Genomic DNA, 16,660 nt, shown 5'->3' on the forward strand with positions numbered 1-16,660 from the left:
AACCAATTTCAATCAAGTATCTCAAGGCTTAAACTTCGGTATTGTCACGCAATAACCTGGGATATTTGTCTTGATTAGTATGTGAGTTTTTAGTAGTATACTCTGCTTTCTCAAAACAGGCTACACCTTATAAGAACCGGACGAATCATTATGCTAAATGTCTTGATATTTAAACGATCTTTCTGCTGTTGCTTATATATATTATGGGCAATCCATTATGCATTTGGGCAGCAACAGCAAAAAATAGATTTCACTTCCCTGACAACAAAAGATGGGCTGTCGTCGAATATTGTAAATACGATTTTAAAAGATCGATACGGTTTGATGTGGTTTGCCACCGAAGACGGATTAAACAAGTACGACGGTACCAGCTTCACTGTTTACAAACACAGTGACACAGATCCGAAGAGCTTACCAGCAAACAATGTAATTTCGCTGCACGAAGACCGGTTCGGCAATCTTTGGATTGGTACCAATGGCGGGTCATTGGTTGTTTACGACAGGAAAAAAGATGAGTTCTCAAATATAAAGTCTTATAAGGGATTCGACACCAATAACAACGTAATCAGAGCCATTCACAGCGATTACCTGGGACGCGTCTGGATAGCAAACTATGCGGGAGTGAGTGTGATCGATTTAAAAACGAAGACAGTGTCAAAATTTGCGTTAGATCGTCCGGGTCGGGGCAGGCTAACATCCAGGAACGTGAGTTCAATCTTTGAGGATAGCAAACGCAGGATGTGGATAGGCTCGGACGACGGCTTATTTTTGTATAACAGAAAAACGAACTCTTTTTTTCAGTACCGGCATTCCCCCGTACAGCCCGCTAGTCTGGTGGGTAACCGGGTGAATAGTATAGCCGAGGATCCCGGAGGAACGCTCTGGGTTGCCACTGAACAAGGCCTGAGTATGTTACTTCCCGATGGAAAAAGTTTCCGGAACTTTCGCGACATTCCGGGTGATGCGAATAGCTTAAGCAGTAACCAGGTGTACGTAGTGGCTTCGGATAGAACTGGCAAACTATGGCTGGGGACAGAAGAGGGACTGAATGTTTTCGATACCAAGGCCGGCAAGATCTCTGTTTACAAGCCAAATCCCAGGGATATTCACAGCTTAAGCGCCAAAGCAATTCGCAGTGTCTATATCGACAAGCAGGGCGTTTACTGGCTGGGCACATTCAAAGGGGGGATTAGTAAGTACAATGAAAAGCTCAGCTTATTCAGTCTTAAACGCAGCAATCCCTTTGATGAAAAAGGCCTTTCAGCCCCGGTGGTTACGTCATTTGCAGAAGCTGCAAATGGAAACGTTTTCGTCGGGACTGACGGGGGCGGGTTAAACCTGTTTAACAGACGAAGTGGGCTCTTTAGTCACTATACCCTGCAAACCCAACGAAATCCTGCTAAAGATCTGAGCATTTTGTCCCTAAAAATGAGCAGAGATGAGCGTCTGTGGATTGGTACGTACAACGAGGGCTTGTTTTTGTTGAACCCGTCCACAGGTAAGCATCAGCAATTTCTTGAGGGAGCCCAACGTGGTTCGCTTACCAATAATAATATTTTTTGTTTAGAAGAAGATTCAAAGGGAAATATCTGGATCGGAACCAACGGAGGCGGCGTGAATGTCTATGATCCAAAATCACAACGCTTTCGTAATTATCACGAGGGATCTCCTTTTGCAGAGCCTGTTAACTTTCGGATAAACCCCTATATCCGGACCATCCAAGAAGATAAAAACGGTAATATATGGATAGGAACACATGGCTCGGGCTTAACGGTGTTCAATCCGGTCACTTATGCTGTAAATCATTATTTCAGTGGCAACAGTCAACTGGCCGGTAACGTAGTGCTATCAATATTTAACGACAGAAATAATGATATATGGGTGGGTACCCTTGGCGGAGGACTAAATCTATTCGACAAAAAAACGAAACGTTTCATCTCATTTTCAGAAGAAGAGGGACTGGCCAATGCCGTAGTATATAAAATTCTGGAAGATGACCAGGGGCTTTTGTGGCTCAGTACCAATGCAGGAATAAGCAGCTTTGATCGCCGTACAAAGAAGTTCCGGAATTATGATAAATACAACGGCGTTTTAAACAGTAACTTTAGTCATGGCTCCGGGATCCGTCTGTCCAGCGGTGAACTCTATTTTGGTGGCCTGGAAGGCTTCAATTATTTCTTTCCGGAAAACATTAAAATTAATAAAGAGATTCCGCCTGTTCTTGTCAGGGAACTGAAAGTAGATAACAAGAGCATTGCTCCGGGAGAAGACTCGGCCTTGCGAGAACATATTTCCATAGCTAAAGATCTTTACCTGGACTATAAGCAGAATTTTTCCCTCGAATTTGTTGCCCTGAGCTATACCATCCCGCAGCAGTACCGGTATTCGTACAAACTGGTAGGTTTTGACAAATCATGGAACGAAGTGGGAACCACCAGGACAGCTTCGTATACCAATATCGATCCGGGAGAATATGTATTTAAAGTGAGGGTACGCAATGCAGATGGAACGGCCTACGGAAAGATCACTGCGATAAGGATCCATGTTAAGCCGCCTTTCTGGCTAACAATCTATGCCTATATCTTTTATGTTCTGGCGTTCGCAGGGATATTGTTCTATATACGATACAGAGGTATTCAAAAACTGAAGAGGAAGTTTAAGCAGGAGCAGGAAAGAATTCAGGCGAAGCAGTTGCTGGAGCAGGAACGTAAGGAAGCCGAGCGACTGCACGAATTGGATATGCTGAAAATTAAGTTCCTTACGAATCTTAGCCACGAATTCCGCACGCCCATCTCATTGATCATGGGACCGGTAGATACGCTTCTGTCCGATAGAAAGATCGAGACGGGGAAGGGGCAGCTCTTTATGATAAAGAGAAATGCCCGAAGACTGTTGAACCTGGTGAACCAGTTGCTCGACTTCAGGAAGATGGAAGAGCACGAATTGAGGTTAAACCGAACGGAGGGTGAATTTGTGTCTTTCGTAAGGGAGGTATCCGATTCTTTCAGAGACTTGAGCGAACGTAAAAACATCCATCTGATCTTCGAGAGTGACATCGAAAAGTATTTCACTTCTTTCGACCATGACAAAATAGAACGCATTTTGTTCAACTTACTATCAAATGCGTTCAAGTTCACTCCCGGAGGAGGTACCATAAAGGTAGAGCTCGGGAAAGCGCCGGAAGCAGGTGAGGACGCAGGTCCATCACTGATCATTAAGGTAACAGATACAGGAATTGGAATTCCCTTTGATAAGCAGAAACAGATCTTTGAACGGTTCTTCCAGAACGACACGACAGCGTCAATCTTAAACCAGGGCAGTGGCATCGGTCTGTCGATTACCCGCGAGTTTGTAAAGATGCATGGGGGGACAATCCGGGTAGAAAGTGAGCTCGAGAAGGGCAGTAGTTTTATTATTCAACTTCCTTTATCTCCTATTGAATTTGCCGAAGCAGTCAGTGCGGAGATCTCCATGAGAGCCGCAGCTGACCATTTTTCAGGGGATGATGAAGAACCTGAACGAATAGCAGGACGAGATGCACAAGAATCCATTGGCGGAGCGGAGGTTCCTTCCATTTTACTCGTAGAGGACAATGATGATTTCAGGTTTTATCTGAAAGATAATCTGAAGAATTTTTACAGGGTTTATGAAGCGACTAACGGGAAGGAAGGCTGGCAGAAGGCCTTGTCAAATCATCCCCAAATTATAGTGAGTGATGTGAACATGCCGGTAATGGATGGAATTGAGTTCTGCCGGAAGGTAAAATCAGATAAGCGTACCAGTCATATTCCGATCATCTTGCTGACAGCCTTAACGGGCGAGGAGGAGCAGATCAAAGGCCTCGAAACCGGGGCAAATGATTACATGAGCAAGCCTTTCAACTTCGAAATTCTAAATGCCAAGATTAGGAACTTGCTGGTGCTGAATTCGACCTTGAAAAATACATATACAAAACAAATAAAAGTCCAATCGCCGGAGATGGTGATAGAATCGCATGGCGACAAATTGCTGAACAAAGTGGTATTGTATATTGAAGAGAATATAAACAACCCAAAGCTATCGGTCGAGGATTTAAGCCGTCACGTTGGGATGAGCAGAGGATCTTTGTATCACAAGATACTGGAACTGACTGGCCAGTCGCCCGTTGAATACATCCGTTCTGTTAAGCTGGATAAGGCTGCGGTGTTGCTCGAGAAGAGCGACCTGAACGTAGCCCAAATTGCTTACATGGCGGGCTTTGCGACTCCAAATTATTTCGCTAAATCCTTCAAGGCTAAATTCAACATGCAGCCTTCCGAATACATCGCCCTGAAAAGAAAGGTAACTGAAAGCCGGCTGAAGGAAGCCAAATCGTAGCAGCTTTTTTTGAAACTTAAGGATAGGCGGGAAGTACTGGTTAAGATAGACAGGGCATTCCCGGCTATCTTTTTCCCGCATGTTATCTTAGAAGTCGTGCCGACGTTTACAGCAAAACGCCTCCTTTTCAACGGCGATCGTTTTGACCCGACCCCTTTCCCACCTGCAACTTACAGTAAACAACATTAGCTGTCAATCCCAGGAAACGCACTGGGAATGTTGAGTAGATGATTTGCTGCATTTGAACATTTATATCAGATTTTTTAACAATAGGAGCAGCCTAAACCTGGCTGCTCCTATACTTTTACGGCTAGTCTTTCCACCAGGGCTGTTCTATTCAGGCTAACGATTAGGATTCAGTATGGGAAGACTGATTTTAACCAACGCCAAAAGATATAAACCAAAATAAACACCAAGGAATACTCTAAGGCTTTGTGGTGACACTTTTAAAATTGATTAACTTTTGTTTAAATCCGATATGAGAAAGGCAACGTTGTGCTGTTTTCTTTTGGCAATGTATGCCGGTAAGCTCTTCGCCCAGAATCCATTTATTACAGATCAGTTTACTGCAGATCCTTCCGCCCGGGTTTTTGGTGACCGGGTATATGTATATCCTTCCCATGATATCCCGCCCGCTCCCGGAAAGGGTAGGGCGAACTGGTTCGTGATGGAAGATTATCGTGTGTTCTCTTCTACCAACTTAACAGACTGGACCGATCACGGAGTGATTATTACCCAGAATAAGGTTCCCTGGGTAAAACCAGACAGCTATAGCATGTGGGCTCCGGACTGTGTTTACCGTAACGGCAAGTATTACTTCTACTTTCCAAGCACTTCGAAAGACACAACTAAAGTAAAGGGCTTCACCATTGGGGTCGCTGTAGCGGATAAGCCCACAGGGCCTTTTGTTCCTCAGTCTGAACCTATCGCGAACGTAAAAGGAATAGATCCGAATGTGTTTATCGACAAGGACGGGCAGGCTTATTTATACTGGTCGCAGGAACATATTTACGGAGCCCGGCTGAAAGAAAATATGCTTGAACTGGCCTCGGAACCTTTTATCCTCGGCGAACTTCCTACCAAAGGACTAAAGGAAGGCCCCTACGTATTTGAACGTAAGGGCATCTATTACATGACCTACCCACATGTGGAGAATAAAATCGAGCGACTGGAATACGCTATCGGCGATAACCCGCTGGGGCCCTTCAAATATGCTGGGGTGATTATGGACGAGTCGCCTACCGGTTGCTGGACGAACCACCACTCGGTGATCAATTTTAAAAACCAGTGGTATCTGTTTTACCACCACAATGATCTCTCTCCTGATTTCGATAAGAACCGGTCCATACGGGCAGACAGCTTATCGTTTAATGAAGACGGGACTATCAGAAAGGTAATTCCAACACTGAGAGGCGTAGGGCTTACCTCTGCCTTCGGAAAAATACAAATAGACCGCTATAGCGGGATAAGTAATGAGGGTGTATCCCTAAGTTTTGTCGATACTGCCGACCGCTTTCAAGGATGGAAAGCGAAGTTCAGTTCTCCTGATGCCTGGCTGCAATACAATAATGTCGATTTCGGAAAGATAAAAGCTAAATCAGTGGCGCTAATGGTAACTTCTGACGAAGGAGGAACATTGCAGATCCGGTCAAACTCTCCCGCCGGGCCGGTCCTGGCGGAGCTAACAGTCCCGGCATCCCGGACATGGACACCAATTACAGCGAAGCTTTCCGGAGCTCCGACAGGAATTCAGCATTTGTACATTACACAAAAGGGGGCAGGGGTTGCTGAGGTAGACTGGATCGCTTTTAAGTAAGTGGAAAACAGGGCGCGCTTACTAAATATGTTTACACAGAAAAATCAATCAGATGAAGCCTAAAATGATCTATACTTTTTCAGCAGCGGTGGTCATGCTTGCTCTTACAGGAATGCGTCCGGTAGTATTCAGCCAAAATAAAACTACAAACAGCCGGGCAGCCAAAGCCGCCTTTGAAACAGGCGTTTACCCCAATTTATTTCTTCAAGCGGGATACAGCCAGGCAGCTATAGACGCGAAAGTAGCCCGTGCATATTACGATGTGTTTGAAGGGCCAAACCGTGTGTATTTCGAAGTGGGAGATTCGATGGCCTACGTATCCGACCTTAAAAATAAGGACGCGAGAACCGAAGGGTTGTCTTATGGGATGATGGCAGCGGTTCAACTGAACAAGAAGGAGGTCTTCGATCGCATCTGGCGTTGGTCCAAAAAATATCTCCAGCACCAGGAGGGGCCGAGGAAGGGCTATTTTGCCTGGAGCATCAATCCGAAAACCATGAAGAAAAATTCTGAAGGTTCGGCCTCAGATGGAGAGTTATATTATGTTACCAGTTTATTGTTCGCCGCGAATCGCTGGGGTAATGATACAGGCATCGACTACTATAAAGAAGCCAGGGGAATATTGGACGAGATGTGGAAGAAAGATGGGACCGGAAATATCTACCACCTTATTAATACCGAGCATAAGCAGATTACCTTCGTGCCCGAAGGCGACAACTATAAGTGGACGGATCCATCCTACCATTTGCCTGCTTTTTTTGAAATCTGGGCATTGTATGCGAAGGACGGACACGAACAGTTTTACCGTGACTGTGCTGACACTGCCAGGGCTTTCTTGCACCGGGCTTGTCATCCGGTAACGGGGCTTAATCCCGACTATTCTGAATTCAGCGGCGCTCCCCGTGATACCCGTTGGGCACCCGTCGCTTTTCGTTACGATTCCTGGCGTGTGCCCTTTAACATCTCCATGGACTACGTATGGTTTGGGAAGGACAAGAGCTGGCAGGAAGATTACGCCCGCCGTTTTCAGGGCTTCCTTCGTTCTAAGGGAATTGATACGTTCGAAGACCAGTTTAACCTGGACGGCACCCGGCCCGACTTTATCCTTCAGGCTGGTCCGGTAAAGAAGTTAAGGCATTCGATCGGTCTGGTATCCACAGCTGCTACCGCTTCTTTCATGAACAGGGACCGTAAAACCCTCGACTTTGTACATGCGCTCTGGAAGGCGAAGCTTGAGCCCTACGAAGACGGCTACTTCGACCCCTATTATGATGGCTTATTGTATTTGTTCAGTCTGATGCATTTGAGTGGGAAGTATCAGATCATAACGCCGGGATTTAAGTAAATATTGAAGGGGGGTGCTCATAAGCTGTAGCTCTGATCACGAAGAGGGCGTTAGCATTAAAAATTAATCCAATGAAGAGAATAGTTGTACTTGCAGCAATTGTAATGTTCTCCGCGTGTAATACCTCAAAAAAAATTAATACCCACCGGACGCACGATACAACCAGGGAGGCAAATGTTAAGGCCACGACTGCTTATACGAACCCCATCATGTGGGCCGACGTTCCTGATCTTTCTGTTACCCGGGTGGGTAGCGACTACTATCTGATCAGCACTACCATGCACCTGATGCCCGGTGCTCCCGTTATGAAGTCAAGGGATTTGGTACACTGGGAAGTTGCGAGCTATGTATTTGATCGGCTGGAAGATACTCCTAAATATGATTTGATCGACGGCACAGTTTACGGCCGGGGGCAGTGGGCGTCCTCTATTCGTTATTACAAGGGCAAATATTACGTATTGTTTTCTCCGAACGATGCACCCTACCGGGCATACATTTATTCCACTTCTGATCCTTCCGGGAAATGGGAGCTTGTGTCGAGAACGCCGCACTTTCATGATGCATCCCTCTTTTTCGAGGAGGACGGGAGGGTGTTTGTGTTTTCGGGAACGGGTTCGCTGCGAGAGTTGAAAAGCGATCTTTCCGATGTAAAGCCAGGCGGTGTTGATATCAAGATCTTTGAAAGAGATAACGAAGAAACGGGTTTGTTGGAAGGGAGTCAGGTCACTAAATATAACGGAAGGTACTATTTGCTGATGATCTCCTGGCCAAAGAACGGCAAAAGACGACAAGTTTGTTATCGCGCAGATAAGATCACAGGCCCTTATGAAAAAAAGGTAATTCTGGAAGATGATTTTGCTGGCTTTCCGTATGTGGGCCAGGGCACCATTATCGATGATGAGAAAGGAAACTGGTATGGGTTAGTGTTCCAGGATCGTGGCGGTGTTGGCCGGGTACCTCTTCTAATGCCCTGCCGCTGGGTAGATGCCTGGCCAATGCTGGGGGATAAAAATGGGAAGGTGCCGTTGAACGGTCGAATTCCACTGAAAACTTTTGACCCCGGAAGACGAATTGTCGAGGGCGACGAGTTTTCGAGTAACAAACTGAACATTACCTGGCAGTGGAACCATAATCCGGTCACTGATGCCTGGAGTCTCACCGAGCGTCCCGGCTTCTTACGCCTTAGAACTAGCAGGGTAGTCGACAATTTGTACGCTGCTCCCAACACCATTACACAACGAATGGAAGGCCCGCAGTGCAGTGGTACGGTAGCTATTGACATTTCAAAGATGAAAGATGGCGATGTCGCTGGTTTTAGCGCGTTTAACGGGCACGCAGGTCTCCTTTCAATTATCAGGGATGGGGACAAAAAATACCTGGTAATGTCTACTAACGTCGTAGACCTCGACAACCGGACAAAGGCAATTAAGGCCGTTGCAGCGGAGGAGAAAGACCGTATCGAGTTGACTTCAGACTTTATTTACCTGCGTATCGACGCCGATTTTAACTTGAATAAGGATCTCGCCACGTTTCACTACAGCTCAGACAACATTAACTGGAAATCTATAGGTGGTGAGTTTAAAATGCGCTTCGACTATATGAAGCTTTTTATGGGTACCAGGTTTGCCATCTCTAATTATGCTACAAAGCATTTGGGTGGCTATATAGATGTAGATTTTTTTAAATATGAGAGAAAGGCTTGATATCCTGCCATGCTTATTCACGCCGATCCACGAGGTAGTTTTAATATTCCAGAGGTCAGTGTTGCTTCCATTATTAGCTTCAACAGTCACGACAGCAATTCTGATGTACTTGATTATATTTCTTATTGTATCAAAAAGCGATAGCTGCATAAGATGCAGGACTAACTTTATCCGACAGACATCCAGAAATGAAGACAAAAGAACTTAAACGAATTTTTTGGGTGCAAGCCCTTATAATTTGCTTTTTTTTACAAGCGGCCTACGCCCAGAATCCCATTGTGCAAACTGCGTATACCGCAGACCCTGCTCCAATGGTTTACAAGGATAAATTATACCTATACACCAGTCACGATGAAGATCAGTCGACCTGGTTTGTGATGAATGACTGGAAGCTGTATACCACCAGCGATATGGTGAACTGGACAGATCATGGTGCGGTCGCGTCTTATAAAATATTCGACTGGGCAAAAGGGGATGCCTGGGCGATACAAGTGGTAGAGCGGGACGGAAAGTTTTACCTCTATGCACCAATAACAGCTAAGGCAACCAATGGTCCTGCCATCGGAGTGGCTGTATCAGATAGCCCCTATGGTCCTTTCATTGATCCCTTGGGAAAACCTTTGGTTCGATCGGGCAAGGGCGACATCGACCCTACCGTGTTTATTGACGACGATGGCCAGGCTTACCTGTACTGGGGGAATCCCTATTGCTACTATGTAAAGCTCAATGAGGACATGATCTCATACTCGGGAGAAATTGTAAAGGTACCGATGAGCGAAGCTTCTTTTGGTAAGCGAGCAGGTGATGTGCCCGAACGTCCTACGGCTTATGAAGAGGGTCCATGGCTGTATAAACGTAAAAATATGTACTACCTGCTCTGGGCCGGCGGTCCTCTTCCGGAGCACATCGGCTACTCTACAAGTAAGAGCCCTACCGGTCCCTGGGAAAACAGAGGCACACTCATGGCTACAGAACCGGGAGCCTTCACCAATCATCCTGGCTTGGTAGACTACCGCGGAAAGACCTATTTCTTTTATCACAACGGGGCCTTACCGGGAGGGGGTGGCTTTACCCGCTCGGTTGCAGTAGAGAAAGCTGAGTTTAATAAAGTCGGTACTATAAAGCCCATGAAAATGACCGGGGGAATCGAGAAAGGACTTGAACCGCTCAATCCCTATAAAAAAACCGAAGCGGAGACCATCGCCTATTCAGAGGGCGTAAAAGCTTCGCAGGGCAGTGAAGTGGGAGTATTTGTTAACGCACTGAAAAACGGCAGTTACCTGAAGGTAAGAGATGTCGATTTTCGTGAACAAGGAGCCGCCAAACTTACCGTTAGGATTGGAACTACCCATCACTCTGGTGTAAGCATGGAAGTACGCATAGATAGTAGAGAGGGACCTCTTCTGACAACCTTTAAAGTGCCTTTAACAGGAGGAGATGATCGGTGGGCTTTGGAAACGACTAATATTCAGAGAGTGACAGGTGTCCACGACCTGTACTTCATTTTCAAGGGAGAAAGACCGGGAAGGATCATGTATTTTGATTACTGGATGTTTTCCAAATAGTCAGGTTCGGCGATGGACATAACATGCTCACACTCCATTCAGAGCAAAAGAAAGTCGGGCTGTGCCAACGTTCTCGAGAATTTTCAGAAGGATAAGAAGGGATTTATAAAGGTTAGCCCCCTTATCTTCAGAATTTTCAAAGAATTTGGACTGCAAAAATACCTCAGGATTATGATATGATAATTTTTTTGGACCAGCAATGTCAACGTTGGCATAAAAGAGGGCGTTTCTTTGATAAGTGCTGCTCCCGAGTCTTTAAGTGAACAAATGGAATATCATTATGAACAAATGTGCCATCCCTAAAAACGCGCCGAAGCGATCTTTAGATAATCAAAACGCCCAACGAGGAACAATTTCCGAAGGTTTTGATTGCTGACCAGGACGAAGCCGGGCACCTCAATTAGGGTGTCTAAAAAGAAATGATTACAAGTTACGAAACAACTAATTCAAACTATATGCTAGGACTTTTACAAGCCAGAGGTAATTATCTCGAAGTAATCCCCACCAGTATTGCAACTTTCGCGACCAAAGATGGAAGCGGATAGAAGCTAGCGAGTTCTTAATTATTTCACTCGGATGCAAAACCTAAGTGATGCCCACAGGGGACGTATCACTGCGACAAATTTCTAATCAAACTAAATTAAACCTAATGTAATGAACAGACTAACTACTCTCTTGAGGGAATCTCCCTTAACCGGCTTTTTATTTTCGGGACGTGGCTTCGAAATAAAGCAGTAAAAAGAACTAAACTCACTTTCTATTTTCTAAAAAGCATTAAATAATGGAAAATACTGTCATAGTATATCGCGACGTATCGAAGAACTACCGCGAGCCGGTGCGTCGGCTAAAAAAAATAGGTGCCGCTTGCTTCGTATTTCTCCTACTATTTCATACAGTGCGAGCTCAGACCCGCGCCGTGAAAGGCGTGGTTCTGGACGCGCAACAAAACACGGTAATCGGGGCTACGGTAACTGTTAAAGGTACTACAGTACGTGCCGGAACAAATGAAAACGGCGAATTTTCGATAAATGTTCCCGAGACCGCCCAGACCCTGGTCGTTGCTTACATTGGGATGGTTACCCAGGAAGTTGATATCCGAGGCAAGAGCAGTGTTCGGATCGTCATGAAGGACGACGTCTCCGAGCTCAAAGAAGTAGTGGTAGTTGGATACGGTACTCAGAAAAAGGCAACCGTTATTGGCGCCGTTACTCAGACTTCTGCAAGGGAACTGGAACGAACCGGCGGTGTGTCCAATGTCGCTGCGGCACTTACGGGTAATCTTCCCGGATTAATTACCACGCAGAGCTCTGGTATGCCTGGAGAAGAAAACCCACAAATCCTTATTCGCGGCCAAAGTTCCTGGAATAATAGTGCGCCTTTAATCCTGGTTGACGGCGTCGAGCGTCCTGAATTCTTTGCCCAGATGGATGTTGGATCAGTAGAATCGATTTCGGTATTAAAAGATGCTTCTGCGACGGCAGTATACGGAAGCCGTGGAGCAAATGGAGTAATCATTGTAACCACCAAACGAGGTGTTGATGGACGTGCTGAAGTTACCGGTAGGGTCAGTTCTACGTTCAAAACAGCGTCACAACTACCAGGAAAGCTTGATGCCTACGATGCAATAGGCATTCGGAACATGGCCATTGAAAGAGAGCTCGGTGCCAGTCCAGGTGAATGGAACAGCTATATACCCGAAGGGATACGTCTAAAATACCGCAATCCTGCAAACGTGGAAGAGGCAGAGCGCTATCCCAATATCGACTGGCAAAGCGCGCTCTTCAAAGATTACGCGATGGCTTACAATGCCAATTTGGGTATACGCGGCGGTACTAAGTTTACAAAATACTTTGCCAGCCTGGACTATCAGAAAGAAGGTGACCTGATGCGGGATTATGATAATAACCGTGGATATGAGCCAGGCTATGACTTTAACAGAATTAACGTAAGGAGTAACCTGGATTTTCAACTAACGCCCTCTACTGTCTTCAAAGTGGATTTAGGCGGGACTTATGGCATTCGTAAAACCCCCTGGCAGGGAGGTAACGATAATACTTTCTGGCAGGCAGCTTACACGAATGCCCCGGATGCCTTTATGCCCCTATATTCTAACGGCTTATATGGTTTTGCAGGCCCTGGTGGGGCGGGTACTAACTCTATACGTGCCCTAGCTGTCAGCGGATTGCAGTACATTACAACGGCCACCATCATGAGCAATTTTGTGCTGGAGCAAAAACTGGATAAATTGCTGAATGGCTTAAACTTTAGGGGTACTGTTTCCCTTGATAACCGTTTTAGGGAGATTGACAGAGGTATCAATGATCTTAACAATGATGCGCAACAATTTTATATTGACCCGCGAACAGGTCAAGTTTCCTACTCCCGCGATTTTGATACTAATAGCCGTTTTGACTACTTCGAACCATTGGCCTGGACATCTGGCGTTGGTTCAATAGACAATTCGCGGCAAAACGGAACTCAACGAAGGCTCTATTACCAGGGGCAACTTAACTACGCCCGGACTTTTGCCAGGGATCATAATCTAACCCTGATGGGGGTTTTTAGCAGGCAGGAAGATGCGAGGGGAAGCATTATCCCTATCTATCGCGAAGACTGGGTGTTCCGTACCACTTATAATTTCAAAAACAAGTATTTGTTGGAGTACAATGGGGCGTATAACGGATCTGAGAAATTTGGACCCGGGTATAGATTCGCATTTTTCTCTTCCGGAGGCCTTGGCTATGTGCTGTCGGAGGAGAACTTTATGAAATCGCTGAAGTTCGTAGATCAATTTAAGTTACGTGCATCCTACGGTGAGGTAGGTGATGATTCGGGAGATCAACGGTTTTTATTCATGGACCAATGGTCGTACGGAGGACAATCCCTCCTGGATGGCGTTGGCGATCTCAACGCAGCTAGTCCTTACACATGGTACAGCCAATCTGGAATAGGGAATCCTAATATTAGATGGGAAACGGTTTACAAATACAATGCAGGAGCAGATTTTACTTTTTGGGGAGGGCTTTTGAGTGGTAATGTGGACGTATTCAGAGATAAACGGGTAGACGTTTTGATGTATAACGGCAGGGCTGTTCCAAGTTATTTCGGGGCAAACGCTCCAGCCGCTAACATTGGAAGGGTTACCACTCAGGGCTATGAGTTCGAACTGAGCGTAAGCCGATCTTGGAATAACATCCGTTTGTGGGCTGATTTTGCTATGACTCATGCGAAATCGAAAGTGCTGTTCAGAGATGATCCGGAGTTTATGGAGAATTACCGCAAACAGGCAGGATTTCCTTTAGGCCAAACACGATCCCACGTTAGTCAAGGATACTACAACAATTGGGATGAACTGTATGGCAGCACTCCTCATGACACGGAGAATTTGAACAGATTTCCCGGAGGGTATTTCATCCTCGACTACAATGCTGACGGAGTGATTGACAATTTCGACTCGGTACCTTACGGGTACTCTAATACGCCAGAGAACACTTTCAATTTCAACATTGGAGGGGAGTGGAAAGGATTGAGTTTATTCCTGCAATTCTACGGAGTAAATAATGTGAATAGAAATGTGCCATTCACCAGTTTGAACGGAAGGCAGAATCTTGTGTATGACGAAGGTTCCTACTGGTCTCCGCAAAACATGAACGCTGATTCTCCATTACCACGATTCACCCGAGGTGCAGGATACATCATGGGATCACGCTATCAGTATGATGGGTCCTACTTCCGACTTAAAAATGCAGAAATCGCCTATCGCTTCCAGCCCTCACAAATAAGGCGTCTTGGCCTTAGCGGTTTACGGGTATTTGCAAACGGTAACAACTTGTTACTGTGGACAAAGATGCCAGATGACAGGGAGTCAAACTTCTCAACAAATAATAACGGCGCCGGTGGAGCTTATCCCACCTTGAGAAGGTTCAATTTGGGTTTAAATGTTACGTTTTAAACAAAAAACTATGATGAGGTTTGAATTTAAAAAGGTTTACGCCTGGGCTGCTTTGTTTGCCTTGTGCTTAACCGTTGCTTCATGCGAGGATTACTTGGAGAGAACTCCGGAATCTATTATCTCTGAAGAGATAGCCTTTAAAAATTTTACCAATTTCCAGGGATACACAGAGGAACTCTATCAATGCGTGCCTAATATGGCACATTCGGGAAATACAGTATCTCTTAACTGGGGAGATGATGAGATCGTATCTACTTTTCAAACGTTCCACATCGTCACCCAGTTTGACCGCGGAAACTTTTGGTTCTGGCAACAAAATTTCAGTGGAGGTACCGTACTTGATCGTCCACTTAATACAAATAATGACGCAGCTACCAAAGGCTTATGGCCGCTGGCCTGGTATGGAATCCGTAAAGCGAATGTTGGATTAGCTAACTTGAGTTTGCTTACCGATGCCACCGAAGAAGAGAAGAAGCTCATAGAGGGACAGTTATTGTTTTTCAGAGCCTGGTTCCATTTTTCGTTGATGCAATACTTTGGTGGTTTACCTTATATTGACGCCGTACTACCTGGTGATCAGCCCTTACGTCAGCCTCGTTTAAGCTATCAGGAGTGTGCAGAGAAGGCTGCAGCTGATTTTAGACGAGCAGCTGATTTGCTTCCCATCAATTGGGATAGAACCGTTGCCGGCAGTAAAACTTCTGGAAAAAACGAATTACGGATCAACAAAATAATGGCGCTGGGCTATCTGGGAAAAAATTTGTTGTATGCGGGAAGCCCTTTAATGAATTACGCTTCTACAAAGTCAAAAACCTATCATCCTGAATACTGCAAAAGGGCAGCCGAAGCCTTTGGTGAACTGCTTGATTTGGTGGAAAAAGGTCAAACCCAGTATGCTCTAATGCCTTGGAACAGATACCTTGAAAACTTCACCACCAGAGGTCAAAACTTCCGCCTTCCCGGTGGTACCGAGGCCATCTTCCGCTCTACTTATTGGGCTGCAAACGCTTCCAACTGGCATGTGCTGAAGGCCTTTCTTCCCAAGGTTGTAGGCGATCCGGATATCGTTTTTGTACCCACGGCTAACTATGTAAAGAATTATGGAATGAAAAACGGCCTGCCGGTTCCTGATAACGTTGCTCAGGCCGATCCGGAGTCGGGCTACAATCCGGAATATCCCTGGAAGGACCGTGATCCAAGATTTTACAATGATATTGTTTTCGACGGTGTCAAAGTCGTTGACGGAGCCATACCTGCAGGCTTTGGACACCTGCGATATGCCAGCCTTTACACTGGCGGAAGCTACCGGGATCCGGTTAGCGGAAGCAGAACCGGGTATACGCTGAAGAAGTTTTTTTATCCGGGGTACAACAAGTATGATGCGCTTTGGAATTACGGTAGTGCTCCGCACTTCAATGTTCCTTACTTAAGGCTGGCTGACGTCTACCTGATGTATGCTGAAGCTGCTGTAATGGGGCACAATTCAGTGACAGGACAATCTTCAAATTTCAGTAAGAACGCTGTCGACGCTGTTAACACCATCCGTCAAAGAGCAGGAATGGTTGGCGTACACACGAAGTTCCTTAGTTCTGTTACAGACTTCCTGGGCGAGATTCGCCGTGAAAGGGCAGTGGAAATGTCCTTCGAGGGACATCGGTTCAATGATCTTCGCCGCTGGATGCTGTTGATCGAGAAGCCTTATACCCTCAAAACTTCTTTAGAATTCACTCGAGCAGGTACTCCTAAGCCGCTAGACGAGCCTGCTAATACAACAGACGCTACAGCTAATCGGGTTCAAAACATCAGAGAGCAAGTCATTTTGGAGAGACAATTTGATGAAAAGCACTACTGGTTGCCACTGAAGGTTGCTGACGTATCAATGTATCCCGAGTTTTATCAGAATCCGGGATGGTAGCGAACAAT

General features: G+C 45.8%; 8 protein-coding genes. All 8 read left to right on the plus strand.

What is annotated here, in order from left to right; genetic code table 11:
• Positions 1-150 precede the first annotated feature (150 nt).
• The 8 genes from J4N23_RS12720 (at position 151) to J4N23_RS12750 (ending at position 16,652) form a co-directional block, all read left to right on the plus strand.
• Complete coding sequence (locus J4N23_RS12720) at positions 151-4,356, plus strand: hybrid sensor histidine kinase/response regulator transcription factor (protein WP_255534822.1); 4,206 nt, start codon at positions 151-153, stop codon at positions 4,354-4,356.
• 478 nt (positions 4,357-4,834) lie between these two features.
• Positions 4,835-6,172 carry a family 43 glycosylhydrolase gene (locus J4N23_RS12725; protein WP_207427818.1) on the plus strand — a complete coding sequence of 446 codons (1,338 nt, stop codon included), beginning with the start codon at positions 4,835-4,837 and terminating at the stop codon, positions 6,170-6,172.
• A 52-nt stretch (positions 6,173-6,224) separates the two neighbouring features.
• Positions 6,225-7,517 carry a glycosyl hydrolase family 8 gene (locus J4N23_RS12730; RefSeq protein ID WP_242689219.1) on the plus strand — a complete coding sequence of 431 codons (1,293 nt, stop codon included), beginning with the start codon at positions 6,225-6,227 and terminating at the stop codon, positions 7,515-7,517.
• Positions 7,518-7,588: 71 nt separating this feature from the next.
• Positions 7,589-9,220 (plus strand): glycoside hydrolase 43 family protein, encoded by a 1,632-nt coding sequence (locus J4N23_RS12735; RefSeq protein ID WP_207427820.1) that lies wholly within the window; start codon positions 7,589-7,591, stop codon positions 9,218-9,220.
• A gap of 188 nt (positions 9,221-9,408) precedes the next feature.
• A complete protein-coding gene (locus J4N23_RS12740) occupies positions 9,409-10,785 on the plus strand; it encodes a glycoside hydrolase family 43 protein (RefSeq protein ID WP_207427821.1) in 1,377 nt (458 codons plus the stop codon).
• A gap of 419 nt (positions 10,786-11,204) precedes the next feature.
• A complete protein-coding gene (locus J4N23_RS21110) occupies positions 11,205-11,330 on the plus strand; it encodes a hypothetical protein (protein ID WP_255534823.1) in 126 nt (41 codons plus the stop codon).
• A gap of 236 nt (positions 11,331-11,566) precedes the next feature.
• Positions 11,567-14,737: a TonB-dependent receptor gene (locus tag J4N23_RS12745; protein WP_207427822.1), complete on the plus strand. Its 3,171-nt coding sequence runs from the start codon at positions 11,567-11,569 to the stop codon at positions 14,735-14,737.
• 10 nt (positions 14,738-14,747) lie between these two features.
• Positions 14,748-16,652 carry a RagB/SusD family nutrient uptake outer membrane protein gene (locus J4N23_RS12750; RefSeq protein WP_242689220.1) on the plus strand — a complete coding sequence of 635 codons (1,905 nt, stop codon included), beginning with the start codon at positions 14,748-14,750 and terminating at the stop codon, positions 16,650-16,652.
• Positions 16,653-16,660: the final 8 nt, after the last annotated feature.

The organism is Pedobacter sp. SYSU D00535, from assembly GCF_017355855.1.
Lineage (GTDB): Bacteria > Bacteroidota > Bacteroidia > Sphingobacteriales > Sphingobacteriaceae > Desertivirga.

Bases quoted from the DNA above. Each gene is read 5' to 3' on its own strand.
- J4N23_RS12720 (WP_255534822.1), top strand. From the start codon at position 151: ATGCTAAATGTCTTGATATTTAAACGATCTTTCTGCTGTTGCTTATAT.
- J4N23_RS12725 (WP_207427818.1), top strand. From the start codon at position 4,835: ATGAGAAAGGCAACGTTGTGCTGTTTTCTTTTGGCAATGTATGCCGGT.
- J4N23_RS12730 (WP_242689219.1), top strand. From the start codon at position 6,225: ATGAAGCCTAAAATGATCTATACTTTTTCAGCAGCGGTGGTCATGCTT.
- J4N23_RS12735 (WP_207427820.1), top strand. From the start codon at position 7,589: ATGAAGAGAATAGTTGTACTTGCAGCAATTGTAATGTTCTCCGCGTGT.
- J4N23_RS12740 (WP_207427821.1), top strand. From the start codon at position 9,409: ATGAAGACAAAAGAACTTAAACGAATTTTTTGGGTGCAAGCCCTTATA.
- J4N23_RS21110 (WP_255534823.1), top strand. From the start codon at position 11,205: ATGATTACAAGTTACGAAACAACTAATTCAAACTATATGCTAGGACTT.
- J4N23_RS12745 (WP_207427822.1), top strand. From the start codon at position 11,567: ATGGAAAATACTGTCATAGTATATCGCGACGTATCGAAGAACTACCGC.
- J4N23_RS12750 (WP_242689220.1), top strand. From the start codon at position 14,748: ATGATGAGGTTTGAATTTAAAAAGGTTTACGCCTGGGCTGCTTTGTTT.